This window comes from Candidatus Poriferisocius sp., assembly GCF_965219775.1.
Classification (GTDB): domain Bacteria; phylum Actinomycetota; class Acidimicrobiia; order Acidimicrobiales; family Bin134; genus Poriferisocius.
The window spans coordinates 754990-777500 of record NZ_OZ244793.1 but is presented as its reverse complement, the minus strand read 5'-3'; the positions used below and the strand labels follow the sequence as shown (position 1 = coordinate 777500).

The window sequence follows — 22511 nt, the reverse complement described above, 5'->3', positions numbered from 1 at the left end:
GGTTGGCGGTGCGCGCCGAGACGACATTGGCCAGCGGCAGGGTTCCAATTTTATTGTTGGCCGCCGGAGTCCTACCAAGTCTGTTGCCGCCGGAGGGCGGCGACAGGACACGACCGCCGGGTGACTGCACCTGTTGAGAATGGGGCTGGAGTGGCACCAGACACGAAGAGCACAGGCATTCAGGAGCTGATCGAGTTCATCGACGCCTCCCCCACCCCGTTCCACGTGGTGGCCGAGGTGTCGGCTCGGTTGCGGGACGCCGGATTCACCCCTTTGGACGAGGCCGATCATTGGCCCGACACCACCGGAGACCGCTTCGTCTGCCGAGGCGGGTCGCTGGTGGCCTGGCGCCACCGATCCTGCGAGCGGGGCTTTCGCATCGTCGGCGCCCACACCGACAGCCCCAATCTGCGCATCACGCCCCGTCCCGACACCGGGGCGGCGGGATACCGCCAACTCGGGGTGGAGGTGTACGGCGGGGTCCTGCTCAACAGTTGGCTGGACCGCGACCTGGGGGTGGCCGGGCGGGTGACCACCCGTTCGCAGACCCGGCTGTTCCGCATCGACCGACCGGTGCTGCGGGTGCCCCAGTTGGCCATCCATCTGGATCGAGAGGTCAACCAGAAGGGTGTCCAGCTCAACCCCCAGCATCACCTGACCCCGGTGTGGGGGCTGGGGCCTCGGGCCGACGGGGCCTTCGCCGAGGTGGTGGCCGAGGCCGCGGGGCTGGCCCCCGGCGAGGTGGTGGCCTGGGACGCCATGCTCCACGACCTCACCCCGTCGACGGTGGCCGGCCTCGACGGGGAGTTCCTCTTCGCCCCCCGGATCGACAACCTGGTGTCGTGCTGGGCCGGGCTGCGGGCCTTGATCGATGCCCCCGACGACACCGCGGCAAGCTCGGTGCTGTGCCTGTTCGATCACGAGGAGGTGGGCAGCGTGTCGGCCGAGGGGGCCGCCTCCACCCTGTTGCCCACGGTGTTGGAGCGGATCGCCGGTAGCCGGAGCGCCCTGCACCCGGCGTTGGCCCGATCGCGGTGCGTGTCGGCCGACGGGGCCCACGCCACCCACCCCAACTATCCCGAGCGCCACCGGCCCGACCATCCCGTCGCCATCGACGGTGGGCCGGTGATCAAGCGCAATGCCGCCCGGCGCTACGCCACCGACGCGGTGGCCGAAGCCGCCTTCGTGGCCGCCTGTGAGCGGGCCGGGGTGAGCCACCAAATGTACGTCCACCGAGGCGACATGGTGTGTGGCAGCACCATCGGTCCGATGGCCTCGGCGGGCATCGGGGTGAGCACGGTGGACGCCGGGGTGGCCCAGCTCTCCATGCACTCGGCTCGCGAGATGTGCGGCGTGCAGGATCCGATTGACTTCGCCCGGGCCCTGGGCCAGTTCCTCAGCGACGCAGGTTGATCCGAGCCACCCTGGGCAACGCCGTCACCGAGCCCTGGGCCAGTTCCTCAGCGACGCAGCTTGACTCGGGCCACCCGGCGGGTTCGCTCGTAGGCGGCCACCACCACCAGGAACACGGCGAAGAACTCCAGCCGGCCGATGAGCATGAGCGCCATCAGCACCGCCCGGGCCGGCCGGGTGAACACCAAGAAGTTGGACGTCGGCCCGGCCTCACCCAACGCGGGTCCCATGTTGCTCATCGCGCTGATCGCCCCCGACGACGAGGTGACCAGGTCTTGGCCCAGCATCGACAACACCATGGTGCCGACGAAGGCGGTGAACGCGTACAGGGCCACCAAACCGGCCACCCGCTGCAGCACCGGGGCCGACAAGGCCATTGTCCCCAGCTTGACCCGGGCCACCACCCTCGGGTGTTTGATCCGCAGGAGCCCCACCCGCATGTACTTGGCCATCACCTGGGCCCGCAGCACCTTCAGGCCCCCGGCGGTGCTGCCGGACATGCCGCCCATCACCATGAGTGGCAACAACAGGGCCTGCGCCCCCGGCGTCCAGGCGGCGAAGTCGCCCCCCGGATTGGCCCCTGAAGCGTTGCTGAACCCGGTGCTGGTGCCCAAGGTGGTGGCGTTGAAGACGCCGTTGCGGATCCCGGCGGCCAAGTCGGTCACGTCGTGCCCCCAGTTCAACAGGGCCGTGAGGGCGGCAGCGGCGAGGATGACCACCAGATACACCCGGAACTCCGACGAGTGTCCGTAAGCCCGGGGGTTGCCCGACACGGCTCGCCAGTGCAGGGTGAAGCTGGCCCCGCACACCAGCATCCCCACGATGATCACCGCCTCCACTGCCTGGCTGTCGAAATGGCCGATGGAGCTGTCGTAGGGCGAGAACCCCCCGGTGCTCGCGGTGGTGAAGGCGTGGGCCACCGCGTCGTACAGGCTCAGCCCGGTGGCCAACAGGGCCACGGCCACCGCCACGGTGAAGCCCACGTACAGCGCCCACAGGCGCCTAGCGGTGGAGCTCACCCGAGGGGCCAGCCGATCGGAGGTGGGTCCGGGGGCCTCGGCGGTGATGAGGCTGAGCCCGCCCACCCCCAGGAACGGAAGGACGGTCACGGCCAACACAACCATCCCCATGCCCCCGTACCACTGGATCACCTGGCGCCACATGAGCACCCCCCGGCCGGCCTCCTCGATGGGGTGGAGCACGGTGGACCCGGTGGCGGTATAGCCCGACACCGACTCGAACAGGGCGTTGTCGAAGCTGCCCAACTCCCCGGAGAACCAAAACGGCAGCGCCCCGGCCACCGACGAGCCGATCCAGGTCCAGGCCACCGCGGCGAACACCGACGCGGGCGGCATCTCCTCATCCAGGCGGGTGAACGTCACCAGGAGGGCCCCCGCCGCCAGCGTTGCCAACGCCCCCAAGCCCAGGGCGGCCTCGTCGTGGGAGGTGGACGAACCCCATTCCACCATGGTGGCGAACAACATCCCCGGCACCAGGAACAACAGCCCCAGGCCCACCACGAACCCCACCCGGCTGGTCACGTTCCACCGGCGGACTTTCAGGATCCGTGCCCTCATCTCAACCTCATCGACGCAATCTCATCCGCTGGGCCTCCCCCACCCCCCAGCCGATCACCACCACCAGCGGATAGATCGACAGCCGGCCCAGCAACATCAACGCCATGGTCACCGCCCGGGCCGGGGCGGCCAACACGGTGGCGTCGGCGAAGCCGGACAGGTCGCCCAATCCGGGCCCGGCGGTGGCCAGCGCCGAGATGGCCCCCGACACCGCGGTGGGCACGTCGCTGCCCAACGACGCCAGGGCGAACACCCCGATGGCCGCGGCCAACACCCACAGGATCTGAAACGTCTGGACCCGGATGAGCGACGACTCCGAGACCGCGGCGCCCGACACCTTCACCTTCACCACCGCCTGGGGATGGAGCTGCATCACCAGCTCTCGCCGCACGATGCCCAGCAACTGGATGACCCGCAACATGCGGAACCCGCCGCCCGCCGAGCCCGCCATCGATCCCACCCCGATGAGGATGAGCAGCAGGGTCTGGGGGGCCTGCACCCACTGCCCCCAGTCGGTCACCCGGAAGCCGGTGGTGCTCATGGCCGAGGCCACCGTGAAGAACGACTGGCGAACGGTGGCCACCCCTCCGCCGGTGTCCTGCCAGGTCCAGGCGGACACCAGCATTGTGGCGCCCAACATCAACCCGGCGTAGAGCTTCAGTTCGGTCGACCGCCACAGGGCTTGGGCCTGGCCGCGAACGATCCACACCAACACCGCCACCGACATGCCGGCCACGGCCATGGCCCCGGCCCCGACCCACTCCACCGCGGCCGAGTCGAAGTGGGCGAATGAGTCCCGGTAGTTGGAGAACCCACCGGTGGAAGCGGTGGTCAGCCCGAAGGTGGCGGCGTCTCGGGCCCCCATGCCGGCCAGGGCGTAGGCCGCCATCACCACCAGGGTCAAGCCGCCGTAGGCCAGCACCACCCGACGGGTGGTGTGCGACCAGGCGCTGGACAGCACCGCCCGTCGGCCCCGCCCTTCGGCCACCTCGCTCAGCCGCCGCTGGCCCCCGAAGGTGGGCACCACCACCAGGGCGAACACGAGCGCGCCAAAACCCCCGGCCCACTGGGTGACCGCCCGCCACCACAGCAGCCATGCCGGCAGGGCCTCGGGGTCCAGAACCGTCAGCGACGTGGTGGTGAACCCGGCCACCGACTCGAACAAGGCGTCGTCGACGCGCTCCACCTCCCCCGAGGCCCAGTAGACCACGGTGGAAACCAGCACCAGGGCGACGGCGATAACCACCACCGACGTCAGGACTCGAACCGCGGAGCGGTGCCAGGGGAAGCGGACCCGTGACGGGTCGCTCATGGGCGGCTCACCCGAAGAAGCGCTTCACTTCGTCCACCGAGTCGGGGCGGGCGAAGACCACGATGTGGTCGCGGCTGCGGAGCTGGCTGCGTCCCCGGCCGATCTGCGGCTTGCCGTCCCGCACGTAGGCGCCGATGAGCACGTCCTTGGGCAGACCCAGCTCGTTCACCACCACCCCGTCGGCCGGGGAGCCCTCTTTGATTTCCGCTTCGATGATCTCGAAGTCTCCCGACAGGTAGGTGGCCACCTGGGCCACCTCCCCCCGCACGTAGCGGAGCACGCCGTTGGCGCTGGCCGTGCGGGGCGACAGGGCCACGTCGATGCCCACCTCCCGCAGCAGGGTCCGCAGGGCCAGGTTGTGGATGGCGGCGATCGTCTCGCTGGCCCCCATCGACTTGGCGTACAGACAGGCCAAGATGTTGGCGTCGTCCTTGCCGGTCAGGGCAATGACCGCGTCGAAGTTGCCGACGTCCTCGGACTCCAGCAGTTCGGGGTCGGTGATGTCGCCGTGGATCACCAGCACCCCGTCCAGGTCCTCGCTCAGCTTCTCCGCCCGCTCCAGGTTGCGTTCTATGAGCACCACCTCGGCGTGGCGCTCGGCCAGGCGCCGTCCCACGATCTCGGCGGTGCGCCCCCCGCCCAGCAGCATGACCCGGCGGTGCGTTCCCGGCGCCAGGCCCATCAGCGGCAGCAGGGTGCGGCGGGCCCGCCGCTTGCACACCACCCGCAAGAGATCGCCGGCCGCCAGGGTGGTGTCGGCCCGGGGGATCCGGGTTTCGCCCTCCCGGGTGAGCACCGCCACCAGGAAGTCCCAGTCGGGTTCGTACTCCTCGGCGATGTCGGCCAGCCGTTGATCGGCCCACGGGGCGTCGTCGGTGAGCTTGGCCCCCACCACCACCACCTCGCCGTCGGCCATGACGGTCACGTCGGTGGCCCCCGGATAAGACAGGAGATCCATGATCTCCAGCGCGGTCTCCTCGTCGGGGTCGATGATGGTGTCGGCCTTCATGGCCTCCCGCAGCTCCCGGGCGTCCTTCTCCCGCAGGTTGCGGGCCTGGATGCGGGCGATGGTGCGCTCCACCCCGTGCTGTTTGGCCAAGAGGCAGGCCACCAGGTTCACCTCGTCGCTGGCGGTGACCGCCACCAGCAGGTCGGCCCCCTTGATGCCCGCCTGGCGGAGGATGTGGGGGTGGGTGCCGCTGCCCTCCACGGCCAGCACGTCGAGTTCCTCGGCCACGTTGTGCAGCTTCTTGGCGTCCAACTCCACCACCGACACCGTGTTGCCTTCTTGGCTCAGAATCTGGGCGACGTAGAACCCCACCTCGCCGGCGCCCACGACCACGATGCGCACGGTCTCATCCTTGCCGAAATTCTCCCCGGTGGCGAGCCCTGCACCCGGTTCGCCGGCAGCCGTTCGAGCCGTCCCCGGTCACGACCCAGGCGACGCATCCAGCCCCGACGTGAACACCCGCACCCGTTGCTCGGTGACCACCGCGTCCATGGGTACGTCGCCGGGGTGGGTGGGCACCTCGTCCACCCGCTGCAGCTCGTAGGCCAGCCCCACCACCAGGGGTTGGGCCGGGCGGGGGCCGCCCAGCAGGTGGGCCAGGGCCCGGTCGTAGTAGCCCCGGCCCCGACCCGCGCGGTGGCCCATGTCGTCGAACACCACCAGCGGGGCCAACGCCACGTCCAGGTCCACCGCCGACACCAGCGTGGCCGGGTTCACGTCGGGCTCGAGAATCCCGAAGCGGTTGGCCACCAGGGGGGTGTCGGCGTCGGCGGGGGCGAACCGCAGGGGATCCGGATCCCGCATCACCGGGAAGTACACCCCGATGCCCCGAGCGCGACAGGCGGCCACCACCGGCGCCGGGTCGAGTTCCCCGTCGTCGGCCAGGGTGGCCGCCACCCTCCGGGCACCGTCCAACCAGCCGGTTGACAGCACCGATCGGCAGACGGCCTCCGCGGCACCGGTGGGATCGGGGAAGGATCGACGGGCCTGCCGGGCTTGCGACCGCATCCGGGGGAGGCTGTCCACCCCGCCAGGGTACCGGGCCGGAAGTCGAGCATCCGGGCGGTCACCGGCGCGTACCGGTACCTCGGGCAACCTTGGCAGGCCGCTCACGTGGTGGATAACTTCACCGAGGATTCCCACGCTGACTGCGCTTGCGAGCGTTTGTGGGCACTCGTGGGCGCTTGCGAGCGCTTGTGCGTGCCGTGGTTGCGCGAGGGAGTCCCACTCACCGTAGACACAGGGGGTCAACGTGGACGCCGTTCCTTATCTTGCCGGTTTGAGCGCCATTCTTGCGCTCGTACTCGCCTTCTTCTTCTTCAGGCTGGTCAAGGCCGCCCCGCCGGGCAACGACCGCATGGTCCATCTCATGACCGAGATCCAGTCGGGGGCCCGAGCGTTCCTCAAGCAGGAGTACACCTGGGTCACCGGGTTCGTGATCATCATGGCCGTACTCATCCCCCTGCTCACCGGGGTGGAGCTCACCTTCATCAGCTACATCCTGGGCGCGGTCCTGTCGGCCGGCGCCGGGTACGTGGGCATGACGGTGGCCACCATGGCCAACGCCCGCACCACCCAAGCGGCCACCGAGGGCCCGGCCCGGGCGCTGCCGTTGGCCTTCCGGGGCGGCGCGGTCATGGGCTTCTCCGTGGCCGGATTGAGCCTCTTGGGTTTGGCCTTCACCTACCTGCTGTTCGTGGAGTGGCTCTCGGTGGACGATCCGTTCGAGATCTTCACCGCGTTCGGCCTGGGGGCCAGCTCCATCGCCCTGTTCTCCCGCGTGGGCGGCGGCATTTACACCAAGGCCGCCGACGTGGGGGCCGACCTGGTGGGCAAGGTGGAAGCGGGCATCCCCGAGGACGATCCCCGCAATCCCGCCACCATCGCCGACAACGTGGGCGACAACGTGGGCGACGTGGCCGGCATGGGGGCCGACCTGTTCGAGAGCTACAGCGGATCGATCATCGCCCCCATCGCGCTGACCGCGTTCTCGTTCGCGGTGCTCGGCACCGAGGCCACCGGCAGCGACATCGGGCTGGCCCAACTCATGTTCCCTCTGGCCGTGGCCTTCGTGGGGATGCTGGCCGCCATCGTGGGCTCGTTCGCGGTGCGGGGCAGCGCCAGCGCCGACGTGAAGAGCCTGTCCCGTCAGCTCCACATGGGCACCAACGTGGCCATGGCCCTGACCGTGGTGGGCACCGTCCTGATCGGCTTGTGGTTCTTCACCGGCGACGACTTCGAAGGCTGGTGGGGGCTGCCCGTCTCGGTGATCGGCGGCCTGGCCGTGGGCTGGGCCATCGGCAAGGTGGCCGAGATCTGGACCAGCGACCACTACTCCCCGGTACGCAAAATCGCCAAGCAGTCCGAGACCGGCCCGGCCACCACGGTGCTGTCGGGCATCAGCGCGGGCATGGTGTCGGTGGCGGCGTCGGTGGTGCTCATCGGCGCCGGCGTGCTGGTGGCCTACTGGGGCGGCCAGCAGACGCTGGGCGACTCCACCGCATCGGGCATCTACGGGATCGCGGTGGCCGCCATCGGGATGCTGGCCACCACCGGCGTGGTGGTGTCGGTGGACGCCTACGGCCCCATCGCCGACAACGCGGGCGGCATCGCCGAAATGTCCGAACTCGACCCCAAGGTGCGGGAGGTGACCGACGCCCTCGACTCGCTGGGCAACACCACCGCAGCCATCGCCAAGGGGTTCGCGGTGGGCTCGGCCGCCCTCACCGCTCTGGCCTTGTTCAAGACGTTCGAGGTGGCCCTGAAACTGGAGGATCCCGACTTCATACTCTCCTTGGACGTCGGCAAGGTGGACGTGTTCATCGGCCTATTCCTGGGAGCCATGCTGCCGTTTCTGTTCGCGGCCCTCACCATCGACGCGGTGGGTCGGGCGGCCAACAAGATGATCGAGGAGGTCCGCCGTCAGTTCCGGGAGATTCCCGGCCTGCGCGACGGAGCCGAAGGGGTGTCGCCCGACTCGGCCCGGTGTGTGGCCATCTCCACCAAGGCCTCCCTGCGGGAGATGCTGGCCCCCGGCGCCCTGGCCGTGGTGGTACCGCTCGTGATCGGGTTCATCGACGTGGACACCCTGGGCGGCTTTCTGGCCGGTGCCCTGGTGACCGGTTTCGCCCTGGCCATCTTCATGGCCAACGCGGGCGGGGCGTGGGACAACGCCAAGAAGTACATCGAGGCCGGCGCCCACGGGGGCAAGGGCTCCGAGCCCCACAAGGCCGCCGTGGTGGGCGACACCGTGGGTGATCCCTTCAAGGACACCTCGGGGCCGTCCATGAACATCCTCATCAAGGTCATGACCATCGTGTCGTTGGTGTTCGCCTCGGCGTTCGTCTGAGCCCGGACGGGGGCAGGCAGGGGCCTCGTGGCTCGTGGTGTGTCGCAGCAATACGCTTGAGGGATGCCGCGAGCCAAGGTCCGGGATCTCAACCTCTACTTCGAGTTGCACGGCTCGGGGCCACCGCTCCTCAACATCAGCGGCAGCGGGGGCGACCTGCGCCTGACCGCTCCCGACCAGAACCCGCTCAATGCGGCGTTCTGTGTGGCCCACTACGACCAACGGGGCCTGGGGCAGACCTCCACGCCTCCCCTGCCGTGGACCATGGCCGACTACGCCGACGACGCGGCGGCCCTGTTGGACTTTCTGGGATGGGAGCGGGTGCCGGTGGTGGGTACCAGCTTCGGCGGCATGGTCGGCATGAACCTGGCCGTGCGCCATCCCGGACGCATCAGCAAGCTGGTGCTCAACTGCACCTCGCCGGGCGGCCCCGAGTACAGCTCGTGGCCCCTGCACACCCTGGCCGATCTCGATCCGGCCGAGCGGGCGGAGACCACCCTGGAGATCATGGACACCCGCTACGAGCGGGGTGGGCCGCTGCCTCCCGGCATCGAGACGTTTGTCACGGCGATACGCCCCGACGGCCCGGCCCTACCCCAGGAGACGCCGGGTGCGGTGGGCCAACTGGAAGCCCGCCGGGGTCACGACGTGGTGGATCGGCTGGGCGAGATCGACGTCCCCACCCTGGTGTGCGCCGGGGCGCACGACGGCATCGCCCCCCTGCGCAACAGCGAACTCCTGTGCGACCGCATCCCCAACGCCCGCCTGGAAGTCTTCGACGGCGGCCACGTCTTCATGATCCAAGACCCCGCCGCCTACCCGGCCATGCTGGAGTTCCTCGCTGAAGAGTGAGGGAGGAGCGAGAGAAGTGGCTGAGCTGCCACTGCCCATCTCCTGAACATCCCCTGGGCTGCCACTGAACAACCCCTCAGTGTCCACCGGGGCTTCTCCCAGCTACGACGTGTAGAGCCCCCAAAAAGGCAATGTCACTGCCGAGAGCACTGACCCGCTTGCGGAGGTGAGAGACGGTGAGGCATCCCGTTCGCCGGGCCTAGCTCGGCAATCCGGCAATGTTGTCACCCGGTGCCCGTAGAGTGTGCGGCCCATGTCAGTAGCTTCTCCGCCCTTGCCTTCCTGCGGTACCACCGTCCAGCCTGCCTTGTGGAGTTTGCAGGAGCCGGTTGCGCTCGAGCTTGCCGTCACTCGTGTGGCCCTCGGCAACGATGCGTGGGTGGACACAATGACCGAGTTCATACGAGGGGGCGACACCCTGTTGGACACCCTGGTGGCGAGAGTCCCGCTGTTCGCAGAGCGGCGCCCCATGTACGACAAGACGGTGGAGGTTCCCCGGCTGTCCAACCACCTCGACGCCGACGTGCTCGGTTCGCTCGTTCCCGTGGTCAACGACATGGCCGGGATACTGGAGACGTACTACCGGCAGGCGTTCCCCCGGGTCGGCATCAACCTCTACCGCCATGAACGCGACAGCGTGGCCTGGCATGCCGACAGGGTGGGTCGGACGTTCAGGCAACCGGCCATAGCTGTCGTCTCACTGGGCGCAGCCCGTCCCTTCTTGCTCCGCCCTGTGGGTGGGGGCAAGTCCAGGCGATTCGTGCTCGGCTCCGGTGACCTTCTGGTCATGGGCGGCACCTGCCAACACTGCTTCGAACACTCGGTCCCGAAGCTCTCCCGCCCCACCGGCCCCCGCCTCAGCATCACCTTCCGCCACGACCCCCCGCCGAAGGATGCCTGAAAGCCCCGACACCCATCCCCTTCTACCTCTCCCCACGGCGTACAGACCGCTCCCCCAAGAGATGGCTGGCCAAGGAACCGCCGCCAGGCCGTTCCTCAGTACCACCGTCCATGCCCAAACGGGGGGCAAGTACCGCTTCGGATGCCCCGAAATGGGCTAAGGGGAGGCGGAGCCTTGGGCGGCTCGTCTTGGGTCAGGAGCGTGGGACGGTGTCGGGTGGCCTGGCCGGGTCGGGGGGTTGGTGGTGGGTGGCTGGGGGTCTCGGCTTGTGGCGGCGTCGTTTGTGGTAGGCGTGTTGGTGGTCGTCTTGGTGGGCTCGGCGGTGGCATTTGGGGCAGAGCAGGACGAGGTTGTCGATGTTGGTGGGTCCGCCTTGTTCCCACGGGAGGATGTGGTGGACCTCGCAGGCCTGAGCAGCCAGCCCGCAGTCGACGCAGCCCTGGTCTCGGGCGAACAGGGCCATCCGTTGGGCTTGGTTGGGAGCCCGCTGGGTGCGGCCGAGGTAGAGGGGTTGGCCGTCGGCTCCGAAGATGGCCGGGATGATGTCGGCGTCACAAGCCAGACGGCGCAGTTCTTCGATTTCGATGGGTGTCCCGTCGATCAGCTCGGCGTCTTGGAGCACCCCGTAGATCGGGTCCCATTCGGCGGTGACCACCAAGGTCGTCTTCTGCGGCGCCGGTCCGCAATCGGCTCCGCCCACGGGATCTGGCTCGTCGGCTGGGGGCGGTAGGGACAGGCCGTTGGCCGCCATACCCTTCCCGCCGGCCTGGCCTGCGGGTTGTTGGGTCATCAGAGCCACCAAGGCGTCGGCGTTGCGTTGGTGGTAGGTGCGTTCGTGGCCGGCCTTGGTGTCGTGGTAGAGGAGGCGGGTGTTCATGGCGGCCATGGCGGTCTTGACTCGTTGGCCTGCGATGGCGTCGAGTTCGGCGTGGAGGATGACCATGTCGTCGTCCCCGTCGAACACACTGGCCGTACGGCGGGCCCGTTGGCGTTCGGTGCGGGACAACCCGTCGACCGAGGCTCGTTGGTCCTCGCGGGTGGCCAGGGTCTTCTTGAACTGGTCACAATCCTGGCGCATGGCCTCCATGATCAACTCAACGTGTTCACCTTCGGCCAACGGTGCTCGGGCGTGGGAGGCGGAGATCATCTCGGCGTGGTCCATGGAGATGTACCCGTCCTTGACCGCCCCCAACACATCGGGCAACGCCCGCAACCCCGAGGCCACCTTGGCTTGACGGTTGGCCTTGTGGGCCTTGATCCCGAACTGCTTGCACACCGCGAACATGGCATCATCACCCTCGAGGTCGCCGAACCGGCCCAACACCCCCGCCAGGTACCCGTCCAACTGACGGCGGGCCACATCACCCTGCAACGCCACCTTCATCAAATCCGACGTACCCAATCTCGAATAATCCACCAACTCAAAACCAGCAATCACCGGCCCGCCACCACCACACGTACAGCACCCCCCGGCGGCAGTTATCCCGCTAGATGGCTCGAAAGTTGTCTCGGCAGAAGACCCAAACTCCATACATGAAAGTATACTAACCCCAGTGACAACATCCCCCCGAACTTCCCTCAATTCCCCTGAATTCTCCTGAATTATCGACAATTTGTCCCAGAAATCCCCAAAGATGATGCTTCCATCACCATCCTCGACGCCCCCTGCGGGGCAATGACACTGCCGAGAGCACTGACCCGCTTGCGGAGGTGAGAGACGGTGAGCCATCCCGTTCGCCGGGCCTAGCTCGGCAATCCGGCAATGTTGTCACCCGGTGCCCGTAGAGTGTGCGGCCCATGTCAGTAGCTTCTCCGCCCTTGCCTTCCTGCGGTACCACCGTCCAGCCTGCCTTGTGGAGTTTGCAGGAGCCGGTTGCGCTCGAGCTTGCCGTCACTCGTGTGGCCCTCGGCAACGATGCGTGGGTGGACACAATGACCGAGTTCATACGAGGGGGCGACACCCTGTTGGACACCCTGGTGGCGAGAGTCCCGCTGTTCGCAGAGCGGCGCCCCATGTACGACAAGACGGTGGAGGTTCCCCGGCTGTCCAACCACCTCGACGCCGACGTGCTCGGTTCGCTCGTTCCCGTGGTCAACGACATGGCCGGGATACTGGAGACGTACTACCGGCAGGCGTTCCCCCGGGTCGGCATCAACCTCTACCGCCATGAACGCGACAGCGTGGCCTGGCATGCCGACAGGGTGGGTCGGACGTTCAGGCAACCGGCCATAGCTGTCGTCTCACTGGGCGCAGCCCGTCCCTTCTTGCTCCGCCCTGTGGGTGGGGGCAAGTCCAGGCGATTCGTGCTCGGCTCCGGTGACCTTCTGGTCATGGGCGGCACCTGCCAACACTGCTTCGAACATTCGGTACCGAAGCTCTCCACACCCACCGGCCCCCGCCTCAGCATCACCTTCCGCCACGACCCCCCGCCGACGACACCACCCCAACAACCATCCGCCGGATCATGAGCGCCAACACCACTGTCAACAGACTCCTACACCACCATCACCTCATCGTCACCACCGGCGACATAAGCCGCCTAACCCAAGCCACCTCCGGAATGGAGGTCACACTCCTGCACCAACCCCCACCGCGCGGCAACAACGGCCACCACCGCGCGGTCCCACTGTCCGCCATCGCGCGATACCCAAAGACCGTTGACAATCGCCTGGATCGCCGCTTCTACTCGGCCATCGGCATGGTCCAACCCATAGGATACGAACAAGCCCACACCCCCAGACCCGGCGGACAACGTGGCCACGACTGGGGTGGGAAGTTCAGACTGATATCCTTCGGGAGGACCATTGACCGGACGAGCAACTCGGGTTCATCGGCTGTGCTGAAGCGTCGGCACGGTAAGACGCTGAATTGTATGAACTATTCCGGGACACCCCCCTGCTACTCCTCCATGCGCCGGAGGGCCGAAATTGCTGCCACCGTCCGCCCGCAGTCGAGCGATGCGGTTCCGCCTCTTGGTTCGTACCCGGTGGCTGGAAGGAGGTTGGCATGAGTACAACGATCATCGATACCTACCTGCGAGAAGTGCGGGCAACATTGGCCTCAGGTGTAGGCACCAAGGAGCGGTCCCACTACCCCGCGTTGAAGCAATTGCTGAGGGGACTTGGAGGGATGACGAGCCCCCGAGTACGAGCCGAGACCGACCCAGCAAGTGTGAGCAGGTCCTTTCCCGACCTTGTAGTGATCGAGGCCCCAACGAACGTCCTTGTGCTGCCCGTTGAGGCCAAGCCGCCGAAATGGTCAATCCAGGACATCTTGGACGAGCCCAAGACTAGGGCCTATGCGATGCGTTTTGGAGGCGGACGAGTGATGGTCACAAACCTCCACACTTTCGCCCTGGCTGAGTTCGACTCGACAGGCTCACGAGATGTGCTGTCGGAATGTTCCCTTATCGATGAAGCTGATCTGACAGATCCGTCGGTAGCACCAACGGCAACCGACGATGACCTGGCAGCTCTATTGAAGTATAGTACCGCGCTAAGGGCCACCCTAGTGCAACCAAAGCAAGTCGCTCACCACCTTGCAGAGCATGCAGTGGCGATGCGCGACCAGATCCTCGATGTTGGCGACGCGAAGGATCTCTTGCGACCGATCTGGGACCTCTTCGAATCCGGTCTGGGCACCGAACTCGACGACGAGTTCTTTGTTCCTGCGGTTGTCCAAACACTCGTCTACGGCCTCTTCGCCGGATGGGTCGTAAGCGAGGACGACCCGACAACGTTTGACTGGCAGTCGGCGGCGTATCGAGTTGAGGTACCGCTATTCGCTGACGTCCTCCATGCAAGTCTCAGTCCTCAACTCATCCGCCGGTGCGACCTCTTCCCACGACTGGCCGCGATCGCAGGTGTTCTACGCCGTGTCGATCGGGATCGCTTCAACGAAGCACTTGCGGTGGGCGCGATCGAATACTTCTACGAGCCCTTCCTAGCGGAGTTTGACCCCCTCCTCCGCGATCGCCTGGGCGTCTGGTACACACCGAGGGAAGTCGCAGAGTTCCAGGTCGCTGCGTGTGACTATCAACTTCGCCATGAACTAGGGATAGCGAGCGGGCTGGCTGACGAAAACGTGGTCGTCCTTGACCCCGCGGTGGGAACGGGCACCTACCTGAAAGCCGTGTACCGCTTCATCTACCAGCACCACGTTGAAAACGGCGAGGCAGAGTCGGTGGCGGCTGCCCGCGCCAAGGATGCAGCGTTGAAACGCATCATTGGATTCGAGATCCTCCCGGCAGCGTTTATCATCGGCCACTATGCCCTGTCGCAGACGCTTGCCAATCTGGGAGCACCAGTAGAAGAAGGGGAACGGCTTCGGGTATACCTCACCAACAGCCTGACTGGTTGGGATCCTACCCAGAATATCTCGACCACCACACTGTTTCCAGACTTTGATGATGAACTCGAAGAGGCCCGACAAGTCAAACAGCAGGAGCCAGTGATCGTTATCCTTGGCAACCCTCCCTATGAAGGCTACTCGTCTGCAGAAAGCGATGAAGAGAAGGAGCTGATTCGGCCTTGGGTCGACCCACTGTACTCCAATTGGGGGATCCGGAAACACCGTCTTAATGATCTGTATGCCCGGTTCTGGGCTGCTGCAATTGGACGCATAGTGAAGACTGAACGAGGGGTGGTTTCGTTCATCACCAATAGTCAATGGCTTACTGGACGTTCCTACCCTGAGATGCGTCGCACAGTGTTGTCCACATTCGACATGGTACAAGTAGTGGACCTGCATGGAGATGTACACGATCGATCACACCCGGAAGATCAGTCAATCTTCACCACCGAAAGCGCCCCGGGAATCCAGGTAGGCACGGCCATCGTCACGGCAACCAGAATCGATGGAACAACTACTCCTGCACAGGTTCATGTACAAGACCTCCGCGGAGCTGCCGACCAGAAGCGCTCCGATCTGGCAGCGCGCCACGACAAACCTTTTGGGGGTTCGACCGTCGTCACACCTACTCTAGGTTGCAAGTGGCGGTTCAGCTCAGGAGTTGGGAGCGAGTTCCCCTGCCTCGATGAGTACTTCCTAGTGAATGACGCCGGGCTGTCTTTCTTTTCCGGTGTCCAGCCGGGACGTGGGAATGTTGCGACCGACCAAGACCGAGCCTGCTTAGAGCAGCGGATTAAGGACTACTTCGATCCCTCGATCGCCTTTGATGACCTCGCCGCGCGCTACCCAGATTTCGCACAGAGGCAAGCGCGTTATGACCCTCCCGAGGTTCGACGAAAACTACTCGGAAGAGGAGTTGGATTCAATGCCGACCAATTGAAGCAGTTCCTTTTCCGGCCGATGGATGTCCGCTGGTTGTACTGGGAGACCGAGCATAAGTTCCTCACTGAGCCCAGAAAACAGATGCTGCCCTTCTGGAACGTCGACGGTCAGCGTGCCCTGGTTGTCGGGCAGACCCGTCGGAGGCAAGGCGCGGCACGGCCAGTGGTTGCGAGCCAGGTCCCCAGCTATCACGCGTTCGATCCCGATGCCCGTGTCTTCCCCCTGTGGCGCCCCGACGTGCTGGCAGCGGCTGGCGGCACTTCCGTCTCCGGAAGAACGCCGGCAATCGATCCGATGTGGATCGCGGCAGCCAGAGCCGCTGGCTCGCCCGGTAGCGACGAAGAAGTCGCCGAACGGCTCTTCTACGCGATCGCCGGAGTTTGTCTCTCGGCGAAATGGCTTGCCTCACAAGAGATGGACTCCGGAGACTTCCCGTATGTGCCGTTGCCCTCCGATCCAGCCGGACTCGAACAAGCCGCCAACGTTGGACGCCGCTACGCAGATCTGGTCGACCCGGACATCGATGTAGAGGGCGTGACGATCGGTTCAATCGATCAGGAGTTGCGGGGGATCGGCACGCCTGACGTTCCCTCTGGTTCCGCAACGCTCACAAAGGGTTCCTCCGGGCGGACGGGTGGTCAACGATCTGGAACCGCCGTGCTGTGGAGTGACATCGGAGGATGGCGGAATGTCCCGGACGACGTGTGGAATTTCCGGCTAGGAGGGTACGCAGTCCTTTCCAAGCTGCTCTCCTATCGGGTCGGCACGAGCATCGATCAAGGCTACCGCGAGTCGGTCATGCTACTCGTCCGCCGAATTCAGGCCATCAACCTGCTCATCCCGGTTGCGGACAAAGCGTTCGCAATGGCAAGTGCTAACCCGCTGGACTGAATGTTTCCTGGGGTTCGCCTGGGCAGGAACCATGGCCAGCAACTCACACAGTGTTTCCGGTCGGGCAGCCTGAGCCCGAGAGACAGACTCGCAGTGGCGGCGGCATCCGTTCTATGAGCAGGAACAACCCTGCTCTCTGTGTCGGCGCGGTCGTATTGAAGGCCTCGGATACTGCATGGGGCCACGGTTCCGACTGCTGTGCTGGCATGTTGGCAGGGTCCACGCCGCTGGCGTCCACTGAGGATCGGCGTCGGTTGCCGTTTCTAGGCAGCAAATTTGGGGAGATTGGGCGACGCATCGGCAGGGATACGGGTGGCGTAGGATTGCACCTGCTTGAGGAGGTCGGACAGGAACAGTTCCAGGTGGAGGGCGTGGGCCCAGACCATGATTCCGACGTTGCGGACCTCGTGGCCCGTCTCGGGCTCGTTGCCGTTGGCAAAGGTGAGGTACCCCTCGTCCAGGTCGAAAGCGGTGTAGTAGGCCAACGTATGTGGCTCTACGCGTTGATTCTGTGACGTCGGGGACCCGGCCCCGGAGAACGGTCAGCGTGTCGTACACCTCGACGTATCCCTGGAGCAGAACGGACTCCAGTGCATGGTTGGCTTGATCGACAAACGCTCCGGCGAGTGCAGAGAGCAGGACGTCTACCTAGCGGCGCGCCACAACTTCGGACGGATCCACACCGTGGTCTCGCCAACGTGGACGGTTCGCTTCGGGTCAGGAGAGTGAGACGGTGTCGGGTGGCCTGGCCGGGTCGGGGGGTTGGTGGTGGGTGGCTGGGGGTCTCGGCTTGTGGCGGCGTCGTTTGTGGTAGGCGTGTTGGTGGTCGTCTTGGTGGGCTTGGCGGTGGCACTTGGGGCAGAGCAGGACCAGGTTGTCGATGTTGGTGGGTCCGCCTTGTTCCCACGGAAGGATGTGGTGGACTTCACACGCCTGGGCGGCCAGGCCGCAGGCGACGCAGTGTTGGTCTCTCGCGAACAGGGCCATCCGTTGGGCTTGGTTGGGGACACGTTGGGTGCGACCCAGGTAGAGGGGTTGGCCGTCGGTGCCGAAGATGGCGGGGATGATGTCGGCGTCACAAGCCAGACGGCGGAGTTCTTCGATTTCGATGGGGGTGCCGTCGATGAGTTCGGCGTCTTGGAGCACCCCGTAGATCGGGTCCCATTCGGCGGTGACCACCAAAGTCGTCTTCTGCGGGGCTGGTCCGCAATCGGTTCCGCCTACGGGCTCGCCAGCATGACCGTGGCCTGGCTCGTCGGCTGCGGGCGGTAGGGACAAGCCGTTGGCCGCCATACCCGTCCCGCCAGCCTGGTCGGCGGGTTGTTGGGTCATCAATGCCACTAAGGCGTCGGCGTTGCGTTGGTGGTAGGTGCGTTCGTGGCCGGCTTTGGTGTCGTGGTGGAGCAGGCGGGTGTTCATGGCGGCCATGGCGGTCTTGACGCGTTGGCCGGCGATGGCGTCGAGTTCGGCGTGAAGGATGACCATGTCGTCGTCCCCGTCGAACACACTGGCCGTGCGCCGGGCTCGTTGGCGTTCGGTGCGGGACAACCCGTCAACCGAGGCCCGCTGGTCCTCACGGGTGGCCAAGGTCTTCTTGAACTGGTCGCAGTCCAGGCGCATAGCCTCGAGAATCAAGTCCAGAGGCTCACCTTCGGCCAACGGGGCCCGGGCGTGGGAGGCGGAGATCATCTCGGCGTGATCCATGGAGATGTACCCGTCCTTGACGGCCCCCAACACGTCGGGCAACGCCCGCAACCCCGAGGCCACCTTGGCTTGACGGTTGGCCTTGTGGGCCTTGATCCCGAACTGCTTGCACACCGCGAACATGGCGTCATCACCTTCGAGGTCGCCGAACCGGCCCAACACCCCAGCCAGGTACCCGTCCAACTGCCGGCGGGCCACATCACCCTGCAACGCCACCTTCATCAAATCCGACGCACCCAACCCCGAATAATCCACCAACTCAAAACCAGCAATCACCGGCCTTGTCTCAGCACAATTGCAGCACCCCCCGGCGGCAGATACCCCGCTAGATGGCTCGAAAGTTGTCTCGCTTGAAGACCCAAACTCCATACATGAAAGTATACCGACCCCGGTGACAACTACCCCCTGAATTTTCCGGAATTATCGAGAAATCCCCCCGAAAATTGCTGAATATGATGTGTACCTGGTGGCCTGGATGGCCCTTGCGGAAGGCTGATTCTGGGCTCCCGCCATTGCCGAAGACGGAGTTCAGCTCACGTTGAGGACGGTGCGGATGCCGATGCTGGCTCTCAGGTCGTCGAGGGCGGCGTTGATGTCGGCGATGGGGCGGCGGGCGGTGATCATGGGTTCCAGGTCGAGGCGGCCCTGTTGCCACAGGGACAGCAGACGGGGTACTTCCCGCTGCGAGCTGCAGTCGCCGTAGAGGCAGCCGAACAGCTTCTTGCCCTCCACCAGGAACTGCACCGCCGGGTTGATGGTGACCGAGTGCTCGACCGCCGGGGCCCCCACCATGACGGTGGTGCCCCCGCTGCGATTGGCGGCCAGGCCGGTTTCCACCAGCGGCCCGGCCCCGGCGGCGTCGAAGGCGTAGTCCACCCCGATCCCGGCGGTGGCCTCCTTCACGTGCTCCACCACGTCGATGTCGGTGGGGTCGAGCAGGTCGGTGGCCCCAAAAGCCACCGCGGCGTTGCGACGCTCGGCCACCGGATCGGAGGCGAAAACCCGGGCCGCCCCGGCCAGCCGGGCCCCCTGCACCACCGACATGCCCACGCCCCCGAGGCCCATGACCAGCACGGTGGCCCCTTCTTCCACCTGGGCGGTGTTGAGCACCGCACCCACGCCGGTCTGAATGGCGCAGCCGATCACCGCGGCCACCTCCAAGGGCACGTCGTGGTCGATCTTCACCGCGGCGGAGGCCGCCACGATGGTCAACTCGCCGAAGCCGGCCACCCCCAGCCCCCGGTACACCGGCTCGCCGTCCATCGAGAACGGCACCGAGCCGTCCGACATGGTGCCCCCGAACATCGACATGGCCGCCGCGCAGTGGGTGGGCTCCCCCCGCACGCACCAATAGCACTGCGAGCACGGGCCGAACGGCGACAGCATCACGTGGTCGCCCGGCGCCAGCGTGCTCACTCCCGGACCGACGGCGTCGATGATGCCGGCGGCCTCGTGGCCCAGGATGATCGGGGTGAGGCTCTCCTGGGCATCGATCATGGTCAAGTCGGAATGGCACAGTCCGCAATGGGTGACCCGCACCCGCACCAGACCGGGACCGGGATCAATGCAGTCGACGTCGGCCATCACCAGGGGTGTGGCTGGGGATGCCAGCAAGGCGGCCTTCATGGAACCCTCTTTTCTGCTCGTGCTTTCAACTGTTTTCGGTCTTCGACTTCCAGCCGGTGGTGGCCCCGCTCACCATGCCGAACGGGCCCGACGGCCACCGGAAGCAATCAATCATGAGCTGGTCGACCTCGGCTCGGGTGGCCACCCCCTCGGCCACCGCGGCGTTGGCCTCTCGCATCATGGCCCCGTACACGCGGTTGGTGATGTAACCCCACGAGGTGGCCGAGTCGTTGACCACGATGGGGTTCTTGCCCGCGGCTGCGGCCAGACGGCAGACGGCCTCGATGGTCTCCTCGGAGGTCTGGGGGGCGCGCACGATCTCGGCCAACCGCATCACCGGCGGCGGCGACGCCCAGTGCCAGCCCACCACCCGGTCTCCCCGGTTGGTGGCCGCGGCCAAAGCCTGCACCGGGAACCCGCTGGAGTTGGACGCCAAGATGGTGTGTGCGGGGCACCGCTCGTCCAGTTCCCGGAACAGGTCGATCTTCAGATCGAGCCGTTCGGGCACCGCTTCGATGATCACGTCCACCGCTTCGGCCGCATCCCGGTCGGTGGTGAAGGTGATGCGATCCAACGCGGCTTCACCCTCCGGTGCGGTCAGCTTGCCCCGGGCCACCGCTCCCTGGATGCCGAAGCGACCTTCGGCCACCAACTGGGGAGCGGCGGCCACCACCTCGGGGTCGAGGTCGAACGCCACCACCGGGTGCCCGGCAATGGCCATCACCTGGGCGATGCCCGAACCCATCACCCCCGAGCCGATGACCCCGATGGTCTCCGGGCCCGCTCCCGGCTGCTGCTCGGCGCTCACGACAGGTGGGTGCCGAACCACGCCGTCATCCGGCTCCAGGCGTCGGCGGCGGACTCGGCGTGGTACGACGGGCGTTGGTCGCAAAAGAACCCGTGGTCGGCGTCGGCGTATCGCACCAACTCGGTGGGCTGGGCGTTGCCCTCCAGGTCGGCCCGGAGTTGCTCCAAGCCCTCGACGGGGATCATGCCGTCCAGGTCACCGAACAACCCCAGCCACGGGCACTGCAGGTCGGCGTGGCGGTCGGCCAGCTTGGGTTGGCCGGGCGTGAACCCGTCGGTGACGATGGCCCCGCCGTACCAGGTAACCGCCGCGCCCACCGGGCGGTTGATGGCGGTCAGGAACGTGACCCGGCCACCCATGCAGTAACCGGTGATGCCCACCCGATCGGCGGCATAACCCTGGCCGGCCAACCACTCGAGGGCGGCGTCCACATCCATGAGGGAGTGGTCGTCGAGGAGGTTGCCCATCATCTCCATGATCTCGGCCATCTGGTCGTAGCCGGCCACATTGTTGTCGTAGCGGTGGTACAGGTCGGGGGACACCGCCAGATAGCCTTCGGCCGCTACCCGGCGGGTGACGTCCTCGATGTGGCCGTTCACCCCGAAGGCCTCCATGATCACGATCACCGCGGCCCGGGGTTCCCCGTCCGGACGGGCCACGTACAGCCGCATCGGGCCGTCGGCGGTGGTGAGTTCCACGTTTTCGGTCTGCATGGCCGCCGATGGTAGCCGTCGGCCCTCGATGCCGGCTCAGCCGGGTGGGACAGGAGGGGCGTACAGCGGGTCGGAAGCGTCGCGACTTCCCCGGAGGAAGCGGCTGTCAAACGGACGGAACGCTTCTTCGCGCACCCATTCGGTGGTGGCCACCCGCCGGTGGATGAGCCACGGTCCCCCGTCGCGCCGGCTCACGTCGTCGATGAAGCGAAAGCCCACCGACAGGTTCAACTCCGGTGGCCCGCCATCGGTCCAGTGCCGGGCCACACCGTGGGCTTCCGAGCGGGCCCACCACCCGCCGCCCGCTCCGCCGGGGCCGGCGGCGGGGGTCCCCAACTCGATCAGCACGTTGGCCACCGTGTGGACGGTGCCGGTGTAGCGGCGCAGCAGTCGCTCGCACCACACCAGGTATTCCTCCACCGTGCCCTCGAAGCTGCCGTGGGAATCAGTGGCGTCGGGGTGATAGCACGAGCGGACCAGGTCCAGGTCGAGACGGTCCACCCCCCGGCAGTACCGGTACAGCAACTCGGTGATCTCCTGTTTGGCCACCACGACGTCCAGGGGTGTTGGTTCGGCGGGCATCCTCGGGGGTTCCACGGCTTCCATTGTGCATCGCTGTCGCCCGACTCGCAGTCCTGGAGTGGGTTGCCACCCCGGCCGGCCGGGATTCTCCAACGCCGGTTTTCTCTGAGGGCTAGACTTGCCGCCGAAGTGAGTGCGAATCCCGAATCCGAGGCCGCGTGGCACACCGACCCGTTCGGTCGGCACGAGTCTCGTTGGTGGGATGGCACTAAATGGACGGAAAAGGTCCGTGACCAGGGGCTGTCGGGCATCGACCCGCCGGGCATCGCGGTGGCCCCCCGAGGGGTGCCCCTCAACGAACCGGCGCCACCTCTGCCCAGCCGGCGCACCGTCCGGCTGTTCGGCCGCCGGCTGCCCGGCGCCATGCTGTTGGCCTCGGTGGCCCTGGTGGCGGTGATCGTCCTGCTCATCGTGGCCCTCGCGGTGGCCATGGTCTGACGGCCCATCACTCGGGCACCCTGCCCGGTGACCTGGCCGAGCC

18 protein-coding genes are annotated in these 22511 nt (G+C 66.4%); 7 read left to right on the top strand and 11 right to left on the bottom strand.

Annotation, left to right across the window (positions count from 1 at the left end):
* The first annotated feature begins 150 nt into the window (after positions 1 to 150).
* On the top strand, positions 151 to 1413 hold the full coding sequence (locus tag ACOQPQ_RS03500) for a M18 family aminopeptidase (protein WP_420638061.1): 1263 nt from the start codon (positions 151 to 153) through the stop codon (positions 1411 to 1413).
* A gap of 47 nt (positions 1414 to 1460) precedes the next feature.
* Here ACOQPQ_RS03500 and ACOQPQ_RS03495 read toward each other — a convergent pair whose 3' ends face one another.
* From ACOQPQ_RS03495 to ACOQPQ_RS03480, 4 genes are all read right to left on the bottom strand, one after another.
* Positions 1461 to 2990, bottom strand: a complete 1530-nt coding sequence (locus tag ACOQPQ_RS03495) for a TrkH family potassium uptake protein (RefSeq protein ID WP_420638060.1) — start codon at positions 2988 to 2990, stop codon at positions 1461 to 1463.
* Between the two features lie 7 nt (positions 2991 to 2997).
* The gene (locus ACOQPQ_RS03490; RefSeq protein WP_420638059.1) at positions 2998 to 4302 is read right to left on the bottom strand and encodes a TrkH family potassium uptake protein; all 1305 of its coding nucleotides are present in this window, start codon (positions 4300 to 4302) and stop codon (positions 2998 to 3000) included.
* A 7-nt stretch (positions 4303 to 4309) separates the two neighbouring features.
* Complete coding sequence (gene trkA, locus ACOQPQ_RS03485) at positions 4310 to 5653, bottom strand: Trk system potassium transporter TrkA (RefSeq protein WP_420638058.1); 1344 nt, start codon at positions 5651 to 5653, stop codon at positions 4310 to 4312.
* A 78-nt stretch (positions 5654 to 5731) separates the two neighbouring features.
* Positions 5732 to 6337 (bottom strand): 5-formyltetrahydrofolate cyclo-ligase, encoded by a 606-nt coding sequence (locus tag ACOQPQ_RS03480; RefSeq protein WP_420638057.1) that lies wholly within the window; start codon positions 6335 to 6337, stop codon positions 5732 to 5734.
* 226 nt (positions 6338 to 6563) lie between these two features.
* Between ACOQPQ_RS03480 and ACOQPQ_RS03475 the strand changes: the two genes are divergently transcribed.
* From ACOQPQ_RS03475 to ACOQPQ_RS03465, 3 genes are all read left to right on the top strand, one after another.
* Positions 6564 to 8660, top strand: coding sequence for a sodium-translocating pyrophosphatase (locus ACOQPQ_RS03475; protein ID WP_420638056.1), 2097 nt, complete (start codon positions 6564 to 6566; stop codon positions 8658 to 8660).
* A 63-nt stretch (positions 8661 to 8723) separates the two neighbouring features.
* Positions 8724 to 9512, top strand: coding sequence for an alpha/beta fold hydrolase (locus ACOQPQ_RS03470; protein ID WP_420638055.1), 789 nt, complete (start codon positions 8724 to 8726; stop codon positions 9510 to 9512).
* 388 nt (positions 9513 to 9900) lie between these two features.
* Entirely contained in the window at positions 9901 to 10413 is a 513-nt protein-coding gene (locus ACOQPQ_RS03465; protein ID WP_420638054.1) for an alpha-ketoglutarate-dependent dioxygenase AlkB, read from the top strand.
* 193 nt (positions 10414 to 10606) lie between these two features.
* Here ACOQPQ_RS03465 and ACOQPQ_RS03460 read toward each other — a convergent pair whose 3' ends face one another.
* Positions 10607 to 11851: a DUF222 domain-containing protein gene (locus tag ACOQPQ_RS03460; RefSeq protein WP_420638053.1), complete on the bottom strand. Its 1245-nt coding sequence runs from the start codon at positions 11849 to 11851 to the stop codon at positions 10607 to 10609.
* A gap of 494 nt (positions 11852 to 12345) precedes the next feature.
* On the opposite strand from ACOQPQ_RS03460, the gene ACOQPQ_RS03455 reads away from it, so the two are divergent.
* A complete protein-coding gene (locus ACOQPQ_RS03455; protein ID WP_420638052.1) occupies positions 12346 to 12882 on the top strand; it encodes an alpha-ketoglutarate-dependent dioxygenase AlkB in 537 nt (178 codons plus the stop codon).
* Between the two features lie 538 nt (positions 12883 to 13420).
* Positions 13421 to 16597 carry a type ISP restriction/modification enzyme gene (locus tag ACOQPQ_RS03450; protein ID WP_420638051.1) on the top strand — a complete coding sequence of 1059 codons (3177 nt, stop codon included), beginning with the start codon at positions 13421 to 13423 and terminating at the stop codon, positions 16595 to 16597.
* A 263-nt stretch (positions 16598 to 16860) separates the two neighbouring features.
* On the opposite strand, the gene ACOQPQ_RS03445 is transcribed toward ACOQPQ_RS03450, so the two are convergent.
* The 6 genes from ACOQPQ_RS03445 to ACOQPQ_RS03420 all read right to left on the bottom strand — a co-directional run bounded on the left by ACOQPQ_RS03445 (position 16861) and on the right by ACOQPQ_RS03420 (position 22045).
* Positions 16861 to 17082: a hypothetical protein gene (locus tag ACOQPQ_RS03445; RefSeq protein WP_420638050.1), complete on the bottom strand. Its 222-nt coding sequence runs from the start codon at positions 17080 to 17082 to the stop codon at positions 16861 to 16863.
* A 232-nt stretch (positions 17083 to 17314) separates the two neighbouring features.
* Positions 17315 to 18577 (bottom strand): DUF222 domain-containing protein, encoded by a 1263-nt coding sequence (locus ACOQPQ_RS03440; protein WP_420638049.1) that lies wholly within the window; start codon positions 18575 to 18577, stop codon positions 17315 to 17317.
* A gap of 252 nt (positions 18578 to 18829) precedes the next feature.
* Complete coding sequence (locus ACOQPQ_RS03435) at positions 18830 to 19927, bottom strand: Zn-dependent alcohol dehydrogenase (RefSeq protein ID WP_420638048.1); 1098 nt, start codon at positions 19925 to 19927, stop codon at positions 18830 to 18832.
* A 25-nt stretch (positions 19928 to 19952) separates the two neighbouring features.
* The gene (locus ACOQPQ_RS03430) at positions 19953 to 20735 is read right to left on the bottom strand and encodes a 3-hydroxyacyl-CoA dehydrogenase family protein (RefSeq protein WP_420638047.1); all 783 of its coding nucleotides are present in this window, start codon (positions 20733 to 20735) and stop codon (positions 19953 to 19955) included.
* Entirely contained in the window at positions 20732 to 21448 is a 717-nt protein-coding gene (locus ACOQPQ_RS03425) for a dienelactone hydrolase family protein (protein WP_420638046.1), read from the bottom strand. Before ACOQPQ_RS03425 ends, ACOQPQ_RS03430 begins: the two co-directional genes overlap by 4 nt.
* Positions 21449 to 21484: 36 nt before the next feature.
* Entirely contained in the window at positions 21485 to 22045 is a 561-nt protein-coding gene (locus ACOQPQ_RS03420) for a nuclear transport factor 2 family protein (RefSeq protein WP_420638045.1), read from the bottom strand.
* A gap of 114 nt (positions 22046 to 22159) precedes the next feature.
* On the opposite strand from ACOQPQ_RS03420, the gene ACOQPQ_RS03415 reads away from it, so the two are divergent.
* Positions 22160 to 22468 carry a DUF2510 domain-containing protein gene (locus ACOQPQ_RS03415; protein ID WP_420638044.1) on the top strand — a complete coding sequence of 103 codons (309 nt, stop codon included), beginning with the start codon at positions 22160 to 22162 and terminating at the stop codon, positions 22466 to 22468.
* The last annotated feature ends 43 nt before the right edge of the window (positions 22469 to 22511 follow it).